The following is a 16840-nucleotide window of genomic DNA, read 5'->3' as shown; positions in this document are numbered from 1 at the left end:
GATATGAAATCCTGGGTGGAAAGTCTTTTTAAGAGAGAAATAGTGATTAATAATGTTCTGTTTTTTCCGGGAATACATTTTTGTCTAAATAAATGTGGAAAACCCATTCACCGAAACCGATTACTAGCGTAGAGATGACTGCAGCACCGACAATATTCATGTCATCTGTAAAAAGCAGTTCTCCTAATAACCAGATAATGAAAAATGCTACGACTAGGTCACTTCCAGTACCGATAATATTACGCTTGTAGTGATCGTTGTTTCGGTTGGTATCATCGCCAGCTTTTCGGAAAATAACTAAATCTCCTAATAGATAGGCTGCTAATGTTAATACCACACTAATGATGAGCGTATTAGTAAACGAACCTCCAAAAATGACTGTGTGGATAAACGTCAGTACAGCCAAAATCATGACAAATTTGATTGCTAAAGCCTTTACATGCTGCATAATTGAATCCTCCTTTGTCTGTTTCTTACTCTCACAATTGCCGATTAACAAGAAGATAAACCTGTTTACTCTCATACACTCAATAAAAAGGGAGGAAATTCCTAGTGGAATCAACAAGTCTTTGAAATATATTTTTTCTGTACCAATTATAATAGTCCATATAAACATGATAACGATTTTTATAGAAGAAGGGGTGAATAGATGGAGCAAAAACAACACACTGTAGAAGCATACGAACAAACACTTAATTGGGTAAAGGAATTGGAAGAGCTATCCGAAAAACAATGGAGAATGCCACTGGCATCAGGTAAATGGACTATAGCGGAGGTGATTGGACATTTGATTCCATGGGATATATTCGTAATGGAGCAGCGCCTGCCTTCTTTTTTTGCAGAAGTTGCTTTTCCTGTAAGTCCGACTGTCGAAGAGGTAAATAAATTGGCAAATGAAAAAAGCAGAGTAAAAACAAAGAAAGAGTTAATTGATTCATTTATAGCTGCCCGTACAAAATTGATAGCAGCGATTAAGAAAGTTCCTAATGAACATTGGCAGCAGGAGCTTCCTCAAATGAAAAATAGAATGACACTTTCTGATTATTTTAAAGGGTTGCTGGACCATGATCATCGGCACTTTGAGGAAATAAGTGAAGCACTCAGGAGATATAGTGATAGATAATTCATGGATTGCTTCGCTTTATAAAGCAATAATATATCGGGGTTTCTATTCGAAAAATTCAATAGCTAAAATTTTTGTTCACTGCCAGTTAAATACGTACATTTATTGATGATTCTTGTCGTTTTTCCAGCTGTAGTTAGCCAATCGTGATAAACTAATAGCATTCATCAATCATTTTTAAGTTGCTTTAAGTGCATGTTAATGCAAGAATATCGGTAAATGTAACACAATAAAACAGTACCAAACAAAAAAGATTGGATAGGATTGCTGACGGGAAAGGTTTAAGTAAAGAGGAAGTTGTCTATACAGTAGAAGGAATGATGCTCTTTGGTTTAAAGCTATTTCAAAGTTGTAGATAACTGCAAGGCTATAACAAACTAAGTACTGAAGCAATGAATGAAGACATGCCGACAGTACGGTATTAAGGAGGTTTGCTGATGATTTCATTAATTGTAGCACATGATAAAAATCGTGTAATCGGGTTGAATAACAAGCTGCCGTGGCATTTACCTGGGGATCTGCAGTACTTTAAGGAAGTAACGATGCATAAGCCGATGATTATGGGACGAAAAACGTTCGAATCGATTGGCCGTCCGTTACCAGGACGCCGAAATATTGTCGTTACACGTAATCCAGGATACAGAGCGAATGATATTGAAACGGTGACAAGCTTGGAAGAGGCAATTAGAATTGCGGGAGATGTCGAGGAGATTATGATCATCGGCGGAGAACAAATTTTTAAAGAAAGCCTGGCTATAGCTGATCGGTTGTACATTACAGAAATCGATCACGAATTCCAGGGTGATACGTATTTTCCTGAATATACAGGGTGGCGCCAAGTAAGCTGTCAGGAACCAGTTACGGCACCAGAGGGCTATACATTCCGCTATTGTATTTACGAAAAATGACACAATTATGCGAAATCGATATGATTTCGCATTTTTTATTATGGAAAGAAATACCTGTTCGAGGTATAGTTAAGGTAGTAATACTATTTAGTGTGGTTAACAAAACTGTGAAAGACCTATAGTGAGCAAATCATTATATTGGAGAATTCCCTAGCTGTTTAACTTGCAGGTAAATACGAAATAGGTAGACGATAAGGGTACAGCAAAGAAGATTTTGCTGCTTGAGCTGTTGAAGCAGATGCTGCCTGCGCCCAACCTTTAGCTGGAAAAATCGGAGTAATGGCGGTTACAGGCAGCAAGTTCGTATCAAATTCGGAACAAAAAGGATAAATTCGCAGACATATTAATCTCGAGGGTATTCGAAGAAGTTATACGGAAAACGAGGCAACATCTTTCCAGAAATATAGAAGTTTGAGCAAGAAATGAATCAGCATGTATATGGTAAATAGCCACTCGAAGGCTCTTGAAAAATTTTCGAAATTGAATTGGGGGGGAAGCTATGATAGTAATTGAGAAAGGGAGGCCAATATGGATTTCCCTGCTGCTTATGGTACTGCTAAGCAACATCGTGCTCTATAATACACAGCTAGGTACAAGCATGCTGCCTGCCGAAACGAAGGGTGTCGTATTTGGGTCTTTACTGGATTTAATTATCGTCTTACCCATTCTGTTTATGCTCTCCCAGCGTAAGTTTTCGATTAAAACAGCTATTTTAACTGCTGCAACTGGATGTATTTTAGCGAGGATTTTGATCCCACATGCTATGCTGAAGCCGTTTATGGCAGTCACTTGGGCAGGGATTGCAATAGAAGTAATAATTATCGCTTTTGAACTAATGTTGATTGTCACATTTGTGAGATATTTGCCGAAAATTTTGTCTTCGGTGAAGGAGAGCACACTTCCGACTAGCTTCGCTTTCCCGGAAGCGGTTAATCAATATGTAAAAAAGAATCCCATTGTTCAAGTGCTTTGCTCAGAATTATTTATGTTCTATTATGCTATATTTGCTTGGAGAAAGAAGGCACCAGAAGGGATTACGCTTCACAAAAAATCTAGCTATATGGCTTTTATGTTAATGATTATTCATGCTATCATCATCGAAACATTAGGCTTTCACTGGTGGCTTCATGAAAAATCAATGATTCTGTCAATTGTGCTTCTTGTACTGAACGTATATTCTGTTTTTTACTTTTTAGCGGAGATGAACGCGGTACGTTTGAATCCAATTCATTTAACAGAGAATGCAATGTATATCTCATTCGGGATAACGAAACGGATAAGAGTTTCTTATGAGGAAATCGAAATGATCGTTGAAGAACCTGAAGAGTTGGAGAAAAAAATACAAAAAGACACTCTAAGCTTTATAGCTCGTGAATTTGAAGATGCAAAACCGCAGATGATTCTTCTATTAAAGCGACCCGTTAAAGCAACGTTACTAATGGGAATCGAAAAACAATATACAAAAGTAGCGATCCGATGTGACCAGCCTGCAGAATTGAAAATGGCACTTCATCGAGGCATGTTGACGAAATAATAAATCCCCGGGAACTGTATATACGGATCCCAGGGATTTTCCTTTTAAAGTGCAGAAGTTCTATTTTTATTGACTAAGTATTGAGTTAAGCTGCTGTTGGCATTCAGTGCATCAAGCAAGCTGTTTTCCGTTTTACGTTCAGCAATAAAGCTGTCGAAGGTTGAGATATTATTTTGCATACGGCCAATTGTTTCCTGTACACCAAACGATGAGCTGCCTTGCGTCTTTTCAATATACATATTCAAATTATTTTCCAGCTGCATCTTGGCATTTGTCATCATGCTCGTCACCTGGGACTGGAGAGAATTAGTCAGCATGTCGCTGAAATAGCCAGTCCCTGGAATTTGCTGGTCTATCGTTGATGAATTCCCAAAATCTATAGGAGAGGAAAATCCCGTTCCTGCACTGTCCGCCGTATTCGTCAGAGACTCTGTAAACAAGTTCATAGAGGAATTACCAGATAGTAAAGACTGTACTAAATTGGCATTGGAAGAAGATGATAGAGCGGATAATAGAATATCTTCATTTGATTGCATGCTGCTGCCTGTTCCTGACAATGCATTTGAAAGAAAGTTCGAGAAATTCGTATTAGACACATTCTGTTGAGTAGCAGCAGTCGTAGTCAGAGTGTTACTTCCGTAGGTGGATAGGATATTTGAAATGTTCATTGCCATCCGATCAGCTCCTTTATAGCCTTAAAGTTTCCTAGCATTATTATACTTTCATATGTATTGATTATCCAAACATTATTAAGAGCAAAGGATGTTTTTTTATAAATGGATTAAAGCAGTCTATTTGTAACGAAAATAAACTTTCTTGCACACAATGCTTACATTATCAGGTAAAACAAATGCATGTTGGAATGATAACTGACAAGGAGCGAAAGCTATAGTCCATTGACATATGTTGGACATATTCAAATGTTATACTGAACAAAAGAAAGCTGAAGGTGTGGGCATAATGACGAAAATATTAATTGTAGAAGATGAATTTGCTATTAGCCAGGTGTTAAAAGCATATATAGTTAAAGAGCAATTTCAAGCAGTGCAGTGCTTTACAGGTGATGAAGCAGTAGAAATGTTCAAACTGCACGAGCCGGATCTTGTTCTGCTGGACGTTATGCTGCCAGGAAAAGACGGCTGGACAATCCTTAAGGAGATACGCACGATCAGCCGCTGTCCAATCATAATGTTGACAGCATTAGGGGATGTAGAATACCGACTTGGTGGGTTTGATGGAGGAGCAGATGATTATATTGTAAAGCCATTTATCGCCGATGAAGTAATCGCTCGTATCAAGGCAGTACTTAGAAGAAGTGTCCCTCAGGCTTCTACAAGGCAAAAATTCGGTTCCCTTGAGATCGATTTTAATGGGCATCTTGTGCTTCTGCATGGGGAGGAAGTGGATTTGACGCCGCGAGACTTGTCTGTGCTTCTGTTTTTGGCTGAGAATCCAAATCGGACATTTACACGTGATCAATTGATCGAACATATTTGGGGATGGGATTATGAAGGTAGTGATCGTGCAGTAGATTTAGCCATAAAGCGACTCCGAAAGGCACTTGCCGGATGGTCAGAAAATGAAGGGGAAATCCGAACATTACGCGGGGTAGGGTATCAATTCCATGTCTATGAATAAGAAGAAAATATCTATGCTGACGTATTGGACAAGGAATTATGTTTTAACCTTGGCTATCGGGCTTATTATTCTATTCATCCTTTCAGCCATTTGGATTCGCCATACAACAACGGAACACAGAGTAGAAATGATGGAGTTAATAGCGGAGGAAATGGTTAGTCGTATAACAAATATTGCGGCTGGTGTAGGTCCGGAACAGGTTGACCCATATATCGACCGGCATGAAGATGGTTTCATGAGGGAAATTAATCCAATTGTATATATAACTGATATGACAGGGGAAGTTGTTACGACAAACCGGCCCTTTCCTCCTGGACTTTCGTTTGACTTTAACGAAGTGATTGAAGATGAAAACACTGTCCAACGGATGAAAAATGAGGGTAAGCTTTATACAATCGTCAAACGTAGTGTAATAATTGATGATGAGATCGTTGGATACGTTTTTGCTGTGGAAGCCAATGATAAACTGACTGAAGTAAACCAGGAGTTCGGTCTGCTGGCACTTGTCATTCTTATTATCGGTTTGCTGGGGTGGGGAGCTATCTATACGCTGTCTAAAAGACTATCAAAGCCGATACTTGAAGTGGCTGCAGCTGCTAAGTTAGTGGAAAGCGGTGTTTATCAAATTTCCCTGCCTGAGGAGATAAAGGAGAAGGAAGTTGATGAGCTTATAACTTCATTTAAAGAAATGGTTGTTCGACTTGAACAGCTAGAGAAGACGCGTACCGAGCTGCTGGCAGGTGTTACGCATGAATTAAAGACTCCTGTTACTTCCATTAGCGGTCTTCTGCAGGCAGTTAGGGATGATATCGTAACCGGAGATGAGGCAAAGGACTTTATTAAAATGGCTTATGATGAAACGACAAAAATGAAGACAATGGTAGGGGATCTCCTTTTCTTTAATTCATTTGCTGTAGATGCAGTGCCTGTGAAAATTGATGTGTATGAGGTGAATGAAATGGTGGAGGAGATTATCCGTACATGGAGTGCAACTCATCCACAAATTGACCTGCACATACAGGCACTTCAAAGTAGAGCAAATGTATCCGTAGATCATGTCCGTGTTCAGCAGATTTTAGTCAACTTGCTTACGAATGCGGAGCAGGCAATGGACGGAAGTGGGACAATCTGTGTATCATTACACTTTATCGGCAAGGAAGTCGCAGTTGATGTGAAAGATCTCGGCTGCGGTATTCCTGACGAAGAACAACCTTTTATATTTGAACGATTTTATCGTGGGGACCAAAAGAAGTATAAAGTGCGCGGGCTCGGGCTTGGATTGGCGTTAAGTAAAATGATGGCACAGTCTATCGGTGGAGAGTTATCGCTATTAGAAAGCTCAGAGAAGGGAACTACATTTCGTTTAACAGTCCCAAAAATAGTTTGACGTATGCCTGACACATTAAATTGGTACAATATAAGGGAAATACAATTGCTGGAGGAAATGAAAATGGATCAGAAGCGTTTCAAAAAAATATTAAAAATGGTGGCTGCACCAATTGCTTTATCGGCATTTTTAGTCGGATGTTCTGATGGAGGAGATTCTCGCACTGTAGCGACTGTTAATGACGAAAAGATTACTGAAGGGGAATTAAATAAACTATTACAAAGCCAATATGGAACAACTGCACTAGATTCACTCGTTACGAATAAAATCGTTGAGTTGGAAGCAAAAAAGCTAGATATTAAAGTATCGGATAAAGAAATAGAAGAAGAATACAAAACATACACACAATCCTATGGCGGAGAAGATGCTCTTTTGAAAGGCCTCGAAGAATTTAACATGACAAAAGAGGATATTGAGAAAGATATTGAAAACTATTTGTTAACGTTAAAAGTAATGGAAGATTATATCGGCATTACAGAGGAAGATGTAAAAGCTTACTTTGAGGAGAATAAAGAAAGCTTTAATACAGAAGCACAGGTTGAGGCAAGCCATATCCTAGTAGAAGATGAAGCAACTGCAAATGAAGTTCTTGAGAAGTTGAATGCTGGAGAGGATTTTGCTGAACTTGCGCATGATTACTCAACGGACACTGCAAGCGCTGAAAATGGCGGCGAGTTAGGATACTTTAGCAGCGGCCAAATGGTAGAAGAGTTCGAAAAGGCTGCGTTTGCTATGGAAGTTGGCGAAGTGAGCAAAACACCTGTGAAGACGGAACATGGTTATCATATCATTAAAGTAACGGATAAAAAGGAAGCTGTGGAAGCTGATTTTGAATCCTCAAAAGAGGAAGCACGTGAGAAGCTGGTTGAAGAGCGTGTAAATGAACAATATTCGGCATGGGTTGAAGAAAAGATGGAAGAATATGATATCAAAACTTCTTTGTTTGAGAAATAAAGTTATCAGATGATATTTCTACGAAAGGGCGCGTCATTTATAATGGACGTGCCCTTTTATAATGAGGGCATAATGTACTTTTGATTCAACTTTTTGCTTCAATTCTGTAAAAGGAGAAGCTTTGGATAGAGGAAATTTATAGAAGCTAATAGTTGCACTAGTGTAACAAATGTGATTTAATGAAATTGAATGATAATCATTCTCGTTAAAAGTGTTTGATTTTTTAATAAGGAGACGAGTTTACTATGATTACAGTAACAAACAGAATCCATGTGAAAAAGGGAATGGGAGAAAAAATGGCACCGATGTTCGCGAAACCAGGTCCATTGCAAACGTTTGAAGGCTTCCATCGTGTAGAAGTATTAGTCTCAACACAATTTGAAGAGTATGATGAAATGAATGTTGTCATGTATTGGGACAACGAACAATCATTTGAAGCATGGAGATCTTCAGATGCATTTAAACAGGCTCATAAGCGTCCAGAAGGTGGAGAAGCTGATTCAGATTCTCCGATGATTAGAAGTCAAATCATTGTCGCTAAAGTAGCAGCAGAAATCTCAAAATAGGTAACGGCAGGTGGATAGCATAATTTGCTGTCCACTTTTTATGCTTACAACCAGGTTGTTAGTTAGGTATACCATAAAATGGATGTGCAAAAATAGGAAGAGAAAAGTTTCGGTTCAATGGCCAGATAATTACTTAAGGGTTGCCGAAAACTAAGACAGCAAATATAAAAGTGACAAATTTAGTCTCAAACGAATGCAATGTTTGGGACTTTTTGATTGTGATTAATTGTGAAAACCAGTGCCGCCATGCTATGATTCTAACGCATTCTAGTTGGAGTAGGTGAATTTAATGTGGGAATCATTCCGATGGCTGCTGCCAAATATTGAGCCGCCGACATGGATGGATGGAGTCATTGCAGTTGTTATTATCATTGCAGGCTTCCTTGTCCAAAGATATATTCTAAAGCCGGGTATTTCGTTTTTCGGCCGTTTTATTCGAGCAAAAGGAAGCCCGGTAATCGCTGATATCGTTGAACAATTCAATAAAGCAATTCGGCATGCTTTTATGGCGGTGCTCATAATTTTAAGCTTGTCTGTGCTTATCGAAACATGGCTGTTTACTCATCGATCGACGAAAAACTTCTTTTTATCGATCATGTTTTACTATGCTTTCAAAGGAATTTATGATGTGCTGACATTCTATTTGAAAAATCCCGAGCGCGTACATACGGGAAAGGATCAGGATTTATTAACACCGTTCTTTCTTCGTATCAGTAAAGTGCTCATCATGGTAATAGCAATGTTTTCAATTGCATCTCTATGGGATTTTAATCTTAATGGCTTTCTAACAGGGATCGGTCTTACAGGGGTAGCCATTGCATTCGGTGTCCGTGATACTTTAGGGCATTTATTCGGCGGGATGAGTGTGGCCTTGGATAAACCGTTTCAAATCGGGGATTGGATTGCTACAGAGGATAATAAAATTGATGGAATTGTGGAAGACATTAATCTTCGGAGTACACTGATTCAGACTGGCGATAAGGGCCTGGTATATATACCTAATGCATATTTAGTGAACCGGCCAATTTATAATTTAAGCAAACGAACAAAGCGCAAGTGTGAGCAGAATTTCTATGTTTCCTCCTCAAACGATGAGGAAAGGCTTCGAGCGTTAGTCGAAAAAATCCGCGAGCAAATTACACTGCACCCTCAGACAGAAAAAGATATTATTCATGTGGCGATTGACGACTTTAGACCGGGTTCGTATCGTTTATTTATCCGTTATTTTGTGAATACAAATGATGGGGGAGTCATGCTTGCGGTGAAGCAGGATATAGTATTTGCGTGCAAGCATTTATTTGATGATTATGCGATAGAATTGGTTCCTGAAACAAATGAATTATGGCTTAGACAAGAGTAAAGTGTGTGGTTGTCTATATTGGATGACACTTGTCATATTGAATGGGAATATTAAACTACATATAATAAAGTGAAGAGAATAAAGGATGTGTCAACAATGATTCATATTGTAACGGATTCAACTTGTGATTTAACGAAAACAGAAATTGAAAAATATCAAATACACGTCGTTCCCCTTACTATTCAAATTGATGGAAAAACGTATATAGATGGGGTGGATATTGAACCGGCATCATTTTTACAGCTGATGGAAAATTCAAAAGAATTACCGAAATCGTCACAGCCTGCTCCCGGAAAGTTCAAGGAATTATACGATGAACTTGGGAAGGACGGCGACCAAATCATTTCGATTCATATGACTGGAGGAATGAGTGGAACAGTCCAATCCGCACGTCAGGCAGCGGAGATGACGGATTCAGATGTAACAGTCATTGATTCACGCTATATTGCATGGGCCTTGGCATTTCAGGTGCGTGAGGCTGCAAAAGTACGTAATGCTGGAGGAACAGTTGGAGAAATTGCTGCACGTGTTGATGAAGTGCGCAAAAATTCGCGCCTGTTTGTAGTGCTGGACACACTTGAAAACATGGTAAAAGGCGGCCGTATTGGTAAAGGTAAGGCAATGTTTGGTTCCTTATTGAATATTAAGCCAATCGGAAGCTTGGATACGGGGGAATTTACGCCGGTATCAAAAGCACGGAGCCATAAGCAAGTTGTAAAGTACTTATTTGAACAGTTCCAAAAAGATACTGCGGGCAAGGTGGTAAAGGGTATAGGACTCTCGCATGCAGAGGGGTTACAGACAATGGGGAATCCGTTACTTGATCTTGTAAAGGAAACAGGTTTTACAGATATTGATATAGCCTTTACATCACCTATTATTAGCACGCATACAGGCCCTGGTGCAATTGGTTTCATGTACTATGCGGAATAAAACAGTAGAAAGATAAGGACTGCTTAGCTTTAAAAGAAGCGATGATCCACTGAGTAATTTTTTAGGCGCTCAATTTATTCAAAGAGTATCACATTTCTTGGACACAAGAAATGGATGCTCTTTTTTGCAGTAGATATTATTTCGACATAATAAAAAAGTGTATAATTGCTCGGAATCAGGTATAGGTAGAATAAGCCAGTGCTATGTAAACTCCACATACTTTCATAAAATACGATAATGAAATAACAGCACCGAGAATACGAGACAAGTTTACTTACGGTGTTTGTATAAGGGGCATGGATTTTGAAATTTCCTGCTTTATTTTAGGAATTCTGACCATAATATAGAAAAGAATAAGGGTTTCATTAAATCGCAAATAATTCCTTTGGAAGAGTATAGGGAAAGTCGATTATTTATCGTTCTTCTTTGATAAGAGAGTTAGGTACGTTTTTCAAAGCAAGATAAAAAGTATGCATTGCAGATGACCTGGGGGTAAGTTAAAAATATGTGGAAAGATAAGCAGGTTAAGTTTGAGACTGCTGATGAGCAGAATATGCTCTCTAGTGGATTCTTATCTTCCTTGAGACTGGCTGCCGTTAAATCAGCCATAAGGGTAACAAAGACATAGGAAGTATTTTTAGGTTCTTATAAGATTGCGTGCTTTTAATATGTCGCGTAGGTATTTATAATGGAAATACATCGTGGTTAAGGGAGTTTTAGCATGTGGAGATTGTTAGCAACAGCATTTCTTGCAGCCGTCCTGTCTGGATGCAATTATATTACAATAGATGAGGCTCAGCCTGCGAACAATCCGCCGGATGAAGAAAGTGTAGAAGAGCAAACAGAGCAGATAGAGGTCTATACACCTGAAGAAATTGCCGAGCAGCTAGAGGAAGTAGAAGAAAAAAGTAAACTGAAGGAATTGATGGAGTCTGTTTTCCAATTAGAATGGGGAACAAGAAAAGAAACAGATGCCGAGCCAATACAATATTTGGCCTTAGGTGATTCGCTAACAAGGGGTATTGGAGATGAGACAGGGAAATATGGCTATACAAAGCGCCTTTCTAAAGCGATTGAAGAATGGCCGGCTGTTTCGGAGGTAGAGCTTGATAATCGCGGAAAGAATGGTCGCCGTAGTGATCAGCTATTATCGCTTGTAAAAAAAGGGCATTATGATGAGGAGTTAGCAGAGGCTGATTTAGTGACAGTGACAATGGGTGGAAATGATGTCATGAAGATTGTGAAAAAGGATCTTTTCTCTTTGAAAAAGGAAATGTTCGATAAAGAAATGCTGAAGTTTGAGAAGCGCTACAGAAAAATCGTAGAGGAAATCCGCAAACGAAATAGCGAAGTGCCAATCATTTTAATCGGATTTTATAATCCTTTCTCCATTATTACGGATGAGTATACCCCATTTGAAACAATCATTGATGAATGGAATATGACTATCGCTCAAATTGCTTCTGATGATCAAAATGCATGTTTTGTCCCAACATCTGATTTATTTGAAACAAATGAGGAAATGGTATATCATACTGATTTCTTTCATCCAAATGCAAGTGGATATGACCGGATGACGACGAGAATCATTCAGTATATGAAAGTATGCGATATTGAAGAAATGTCAACAGGCCGGATTGGGTTTGAGGAGTGATAGTTGTGAATTTATGGAAAGTGGCCTTTTTTACATTGGCCGGTGCTATCGTATTAGCAGTAGCAGGGATACTGTATTTAGCAATTGCAGATACAGAGGATGTAGCAAGACCTAAACCAGCTGAGGTAGAAGGAAATGTTATTACAGTTCAAACAACAGCAAAAGAATTCGAGGCGATCGCCAAGCAGTACTTAGGTGATAGCCTCAATAAATCTCCCTTGCCTGTTGAAATTGAGGTAAATAACCAAATACAGCTTTTCAGTACATTGACAGTATTTGGTGTAGATGTGCCGATCGCGATGGATTTCAATCCAGTCGTTGATGAAGGAAATATTGTTTTAAAACAAACCGCTGTAAATGTCGGGAAACTGAATATCCCGCCTAAAACAGTGCTGAAGCTCATGCAGGACTCCATTGAATTTCCGTCATGGATTACTGTCATCCCGAATGATGAGGAAATTTTTGTAGATTTATCACGCATTAATATTGCATCAGGTTCACGGGTAAGAGCGAAGGAGATTGATTTACCAAAAGACCATATTGTATTGGAAATTGTTGTTCCAGCAGAATAGGAGGGAATAGAGATGGCAGTAGCAACATTCGCCGGAGGATGCTTTTGGTGCATGGTCAAGCCGTTTGACGAGCAGCCAGGTATTGAGAGTGTCATTTCAGGATATACAGGAGGGCATGTCGAAAATCCAACATATGAACAAGTATGCAGTGAAACGACGGGGCATTTAGAAGCAGTTCAAATAACGTTTGATCCAGAAGTGTATCCTTATGAGGACTTAGTGAAGCTATATTTCACACTGATTGATCCAACAGATGCGGGTGGCCAGTTTTATGATCGGGGAGAGTCGTATACGACGGCTATTTTCTATCATGATGAAGAGCAGCGGGAGATTGCAGAGCGTGTAAAGAATGAGCTTGATGCCTCTGGGAAATTCCATGCACCTATTGCCGTAAAAATTCGTGAGGCAAAGCCTTTTTACCCTGCTGAGGATTACCATCAGCACTATTACAAGAAAAATCCAGCACATTACAATCGCTACTCGGTCGGGTCAGGTCGAGCAGCATTTATTGATAAGCATTGGGGGAATTCAAATGGATAAAGAGAAACGACTTAAAGAATTGACAGACATGCAGTATTATGTGACACAGGAGAAAGGTACTGAACCACCATTCCAAAATGAATTTGATCAGCATTTTGACGAAGGGATCTATGTAGATATCGTGTCTGGTAAGCCTTTGTTTAGCTCGAAGGACAAGTACGATGCGGGATGTGGATGGCCAGCATTCTCTAAACCGATTGAAGCACCGGAAGTTACTGAACATTTCGATACTTCTTTCGGTATGCGTCGTGTAGAAGTTCGAAGCAAAACGGCTGATTCACATCTTGGCCATGTATTTCCGGATGGTCCCAAAGAGCTTGGGGGACTGCGCTACTGTATTAACTCGGCAGCTCTCCGCTTTGTACCAGTCGGGCGTCTAGAAGAAGAAGGGTACGGAGAGTACAAGTCATTATTTGAGTAAAAATGCATACAGACAGTAAGAACTAGCTATCGTAAGAAGAAAGTCTGCAGATGTGGACTTTCTTCTTTTTTTATTAGCTTATAAAGTCTTTGAAAAGGGAAACATTCCCACTGAATGAACGTCCCTTATAATGCTTTGCTGTTTGCTCTGCTATCAATGTCAATTGATCGGCTAATAAGGCATTACAGTATGCATTCCGGTTAGTAAGCAGAATACAATAGATAAATAACGTTATTTAATAAGAGACGAAATTATTCAGAAGAGGTGATGGGCGAATACACAAACTAACAAAGTGACAGATAGGGTTAAGAGTGGATATCACATACTTTTGATACCCTTTAGAAAATGACTTTTGACTCGATAGAGTACAGACATATTTTGATATAATAGAATTGGAAATTTATAGATAAAGAGGGTGGATTTATGGATGAACAATGGCAGCGTAGAGTCGAAGCCCTTGAAGAGGAAGTGCAGCAATTAAGAAAAGAGCTTGCTGTATTAAAAGACCCTTCACGGCAAACCGTGTACTCAGCTCTCAAGAAGCCAGAGAAGATAAAAGGGGTATCCGTGAAGCCGAGTGAGCAACCTGCTGGTGAGCATGAAGGCCTTGTCTTGTCTAAACAAGAGAAACAACAGACAGTGGAACCAAAAGCACCGGCAAAACCAAAACGAACATTTGAGGAACAGCTTGTTGCTATATTGCCAAAAGTGTTTATGTTTATTTTTGTGCTAGGTGTTTTATGGGGGCTGAAATTAATAAGTGATTATGGTATGTTGACGGACGGAATGAAAATAATTCTTTCGTATGCAGCTTCGATAGGGCTTGCGGGCTTGGCATACCTCTTAGAAAAGAAGAAGAAAAGTGTACGTGCGATGCACACAGCGCTATACGGCGGCTCGTTTGCAGTCGGTGTACTGGCAACAGCGGCGGCAGTATTAATTTACGGTGTTATGTCCACATTGCCTGCCTTATTTATTGCCCTTGCCTATATTGTATACGGTATTTTCTTATGTTACTGGAAAGGCAGCGAGGGGCTGACGATTTTTGTTATGTTTACCTCTCTTCTACTTCCGTACTTACTTGAATATATGGAGTTTGATTCACTACTTGTAATTGGCTTTGTTGTCATTCTCTTCATTGCCATTCAGGTCGTGCTGAAGAAGCATCGCCAGTGGATTGCACTATATATTACAGCCTTATTTACCGGACTGTCCACTTTGGTTCTTTATGTGATGGGGGAAGGAGACTCCTGGGTATATCCATTTGGATGGCTGCTTGTTGTCATGACATTTTTTGCAGGCTGGATTCTCACAAAAGAAGAGAGAAAATGGCCGAAAATTCAAGCAGGGCTATTGTATAGTTTCGGAATTTTAGGTGTTACATTTTTGCATGTCTTCTCTGGGACAGAGATAGAAAAGATGATTTTCTTTACTCTGGTAATAGCGTTAACAGCTGCTGTCGCCTTTTGGATGAAGCAGCGAGGCGAGCACAATTTAACTGATATTTTTGCAGCTATAGCGATAATCGGTGCTGTAAACGGTCTACTTGCGTGGGAGCTGGATGGTGATTGGAGGACGTTTATCATCTTAACAACAGCTGTGGTCGGTATTTTACTAGGAGTCCGAATTCAAGCACCTGTGATGAAAATTACAAATACAGCGATTTTAGCTATTTCGACATTTTTCATTTACGTCGGCTTCCAAGTAGCTGAATCATTTGAAATATGTCTGCACCTGCTAGCGATCATATACTTCATCGCAGCGATTTATAGCAGTGAGAAGGCAAAAGCGGAGTCGTTTCTTTCTGTGGGACTTAAGAAAATTTATTGGCAAGAAATCACAAGAATTGCGACGTTCTGGATGATCATCCTATTTATCGCCAAGATAGATACATTTTATCTCTCTGACAGCTATACAATGTACTTCACCATTTCCTTTATTGCACTAAGCTGTGCAGCTGTTCTAGTAGCGCCGCGGAAAATTGCAGGTGCAGGACTGCCAGCGCTGCTTCTTGGAATCATGAGCTTTTGTACATTGATTGTATGGACCTCCGTTTCGATCTATGATGAAGTCCTTTTGCAGGTCGCGATGCATCTTATCTACATGGGGGTCTGGGGTGCCCTCATCCTAGATCTTTATTATAAAGGGGTTATTTATAATCGATATGAAAAATATCTGCAGCCTCGATTTGAGCAGCTGCTGATTACAGGATGGCTTGTTATGCTCGTCAACTTATGGAATATGGCATATTTCATTTCAGAAATGGGTTATTTACCTGACTTTTTATATGTCATATTTACAACATGTCTATTATTCGCTTTTGCAGCCGGTTTTATATTATCGGGCAGAATACAGAAAATGGACTTAATGATCAAAACAGGGTTTGTCTTGTTGATTCTCGCTATTGGAAAGCTTATTTTCTTCGACCTTTCGTCGCTTGATTTGTTAGTACGGGCGGTTGTCTTCCTTGTAATTGGTGCAATCGGTTTACTATTGTCTAATAGATTGTTGAAAAAAGAATAGAAGATTAATCTCTTCCATTTATTTTAGGAAATCAGTTTGACATAACAAAGAAGTTACAAATAGTATATCTGATAGATATTATAACCAGGTACAATGCCAGGCTTCTATGGCTGCAAAATAGTGAACCCGCTGCTGTTAATGCGGAAGCAAAATAATAACAGGAAGTAGAGTATTAAATAAAGTATAAAAGACCTCGCGTTTGGGGTCTTTTTTATTTTTCGTTGGCAGGAAACACCTGAGAGTTAAGAAGAAGCAGGGGATGGATGATAGCGAATAGTTCAGCATAGCAGCAGAACAACGGAAGCAGCGTAATGCAGATTCTTCATTTATAAAAATTTGTCTTCCTTTTCTTAGTTTTTATAAAAAGATTTCAAGGTCCAAAAGTATAAATATCCCTATTCTTATTTTTCCTTTTAGAAAGTTTGGGTATATAGCATATACCATGTGAATAGTTATTGACAAAACATGAATTCCTAAGTTCAATTAAAAAGAAAGTGAGGAGAGAGGATGAAATCATTCTACCATTTCGTATTAACCTATAGAGGGGCAAGAGATGAAAAAGGACGTTTTGCAGAAGCTGTATTTAATGATCCGGCCTTTCCAAAAGCGGCTGAGGATTTTGACGAATTGACGGCTTATATTGAGATGCAGGCACATGAGGAGATGTCCACTTCTGTATTTGATGAATTATGGGACTTATATGCAACAAAATATCAATTATAGGAAG

The 16840-nt window shown here is 39.3% G+C and carries 17 protein-coding genes; 15 read left to right on the top strand and 2 right to left on the bottom strand.

Features of this window, described 5'->3' with window-relative positions; genetic code table 11:
* Positions 1–46 precede the first annotated feature (46 nt).
* Positions 47–448: a DUF2512 family protein gene (locus tag AA0Y26_RS12560; RefSeq protein ID WP_413362141.1), complete on the bottom strand. Its 402-nt coding sequence runs from the start codon at positions 446–448 to the stop codon at positions 47–49.
* Positions 449–649: 201 nt separating this feature from the next.
* Between AA0Y26_RS12560 and AA0Y26_RS12555 the strand changes: the two genes are divergently transcribed.
* The 3 genes from AA0Y26_RS12555 (at position 650) to AA0Y26_RS12545 (ending at position 3565) form a co-directional block, all read left to right on the top strand.
* Positions 650–1123 (top strand): DinB family protein, encoded by a 474-nt coding sequence (locus AA0Y26_RS12555; RefSeq protein WP_413362139.1) that lies wholly within the window; start codon positions 650–652, stop codon positions 1121–1123.
* A gap of 437 nt (positions 1124–1560) precedes the next feature.
* The gene (gene folA / locus AA0Y26_RS12550; RefSeq protein ID WP_413362137.1) at positions 1561–2031 is read left to right on the top strand and encodes a type 3 dihydrofolate reductase; all 471 of its coding nucleotides are present in this window, start codon (positions 1561–1563) and stop codon (positions 2029–2031) included.
* A gap of 499 nt (positions 2032–2530) precedes the next feature.
* Positions 2531–3565: a beta-carotene 15,15'-monooxygenase gene (locus AA0Y26_RS12545; RefSeq protein WP_413362135.1), complete on the top strand. Its 1035-nt coding sequence runs from the start codon at positions 2531–2533 to the stop codon at positions 3563–3565.
* Between the two features lie 44 nt (positions 3566–3609).
* Here AA0Y26_RS12545 and AA0Y26_RS12540 read toward each other — a convergent pair whose 3' ends face one another.
* Positions 3610–4239, bottom strand: a complete 630-nt coding sequence (locus AA0Y26_RS12540) for a hypothetical protein (protein ID WP_413362133.1) — start codon at positions 4237–4239, stop codon at positions 3610–3612.
* A gap of 286 nt (positions 4240–4525) precedes the next feature.
* On the opposite strand from AA0Y26_RS12540, the gene AA0Y26_RS12535 reads away from it, so the two are divergent.
* From AA0Y26_RS12535 to AA0Y26_RS12480, 12 genes are all read left to right on the top strand, one after another.
* The gene (locus tag AA0Y26_RS12535; protein ID WP_413362131.1) at positions 4526–5203 is read left to right on the top strand and encodes a response regulator transcription factor; all 678 of its coding nucleotides are present in this window, start codon (positions 4526–4528) and stop codon (positions 5201–5203) included.
* A complete protein-coding gene (locus tag AA0Y26_RS12530; protein ID WP_413362129.1) occupies positions 5196–6590 on the top strand; it encodes an ATP-binding protein in 1395 nt (464 codons plus the stop codon). The genes AA0Y26_RS12535 and AA0Y26_RS12530 overlap by 8 nt, the downstream gene beginning before the upstream one ends.
* A gap of 63 nt (positions 6591–6653) precedes the next feature.
* A complete protein-coding gene (locus AA0Y26_RS12525; protein ID WP_413362127.1) occupies positions 6654–7544 on the top strand; it encodes a peptidylprolyl isomerase in 891 nt (296 codons plus the stop codon).
* A gap of 245 nt (positions 7545–7789) precedes the next feature.
* Positions 7790–8110 carry a heme oxygenase gene (locus AA0Y26_RS12520; protein ID WP_413362125.1) on the top strand — a complete coding sequence of 107 codons (321 nt, stop codon included), beginning with the start codon at positions 7790–7792 and terminating at the stop codon, positions 8108–8110.
* Between the two features lie 289 nt (positions 8111–8399).
* Positions 8400–9470 (top strand): mechanosensitive ion channel family protein, encoded by a 1071-nt coding sequence (locus AA0Y26_RS12515; protein WP_413362123.1) that lies wholly within the window; start codon positions 8400–8402, stop codon positions 9468–9470.
* Positions 9471–9566: 96 nt separating this feature from the next.
* A complete protein-coding gene (locus AA0Y26_RS12510) occupies positions 9567–10403 on the top strand; it encodes a DegV family protein (protein WP_413362122.1) in 837 nt (278 codons plus the stop codon).
* A gap of 721 nt (positions 10404–11124) precedes the next feature.
* Positions 11125–12057, top strand: a complete 933-nt coding sequence (locus AA0Y26_RS12505) for a GDSL-type esterase/lipase family protein (protein ID WP_413362120.1) — start codon at positions 11125–11127, stop codon at positions 12055–12057.
* 5 nt (positions 12058–12062) lie between these two features.
* Positions 12063–12629 carry a YpmS family protein gene (locus AA0Y26_RS12500; RefSeq protein ID WP_413362118.1) on the top strand — a complete coding sequence of 189 codons (567 nt, stop codon included), beginning with the start codon at positions 12063–12065 and terminating at the stop codon, positions 12627–12629.
* A 12-nt stretch (positions 12630–12641) separates the two neighbouring features.
* Positions 12642–13169, top strand: coding sequence for a peptide-methionine (S)-S-oxide reductase MsrA (msrA, locus tag AA0Y26_RS12495; protein ID WP_413362116.1), 528 nt, complete (start codon positions 12642–12644; stop codon positions 13167–13169).
* Positions 13162–13590 carry a peptide-methionine (R)-S-oxide reductase MsrB gene (msrB, locus tag AA0Y26_RS12490; RefSeq protein WP_413362114.1) on the top strand — a complete coding sequence of 143 codons (429 nt, stop codon included), beginning with the start codon at positions 13162–13164 and terminating at the stop codon, positions 13588–13590. Before msrA ends, msrB begins: the two co-directional genes overlap by 8 nt.
* A gap of 423 nt (positions 13591–14013) precedes the next feature.
* Entirely contained in the window at positions 14014–16113 is a 2100-nt protein-coding gene (locus AA0Y26_RS12485) for a DUF2339 domain-containing protein (protein WP_413362112.1), read from the top strand.
* 507 nt (positions 16114–16620) lie between these two features.
* Positions 16621–16836, top strand: coding sequence for a YozE family protein (locus tag AA0Y26_RS12480; protein WP_413362110.1), 216 nt, complete (start codon positions 16621–16623; stop codon positions 16834–16836).
* The last annotated feature ends 4 nt before the right edge of the window (positions 16837–16840 follow it).

The organism is Lysinibacillus canaveralius (assembly GCF_047301505.1).
GTDB lineage: Bacteria > Bacillota > Bacilli > Bacillales_A > Planococcaceae > Lysinibacillus_B.
This window is presented reverse-complemented; position numbering and strand designations above follow the sequence as displayed.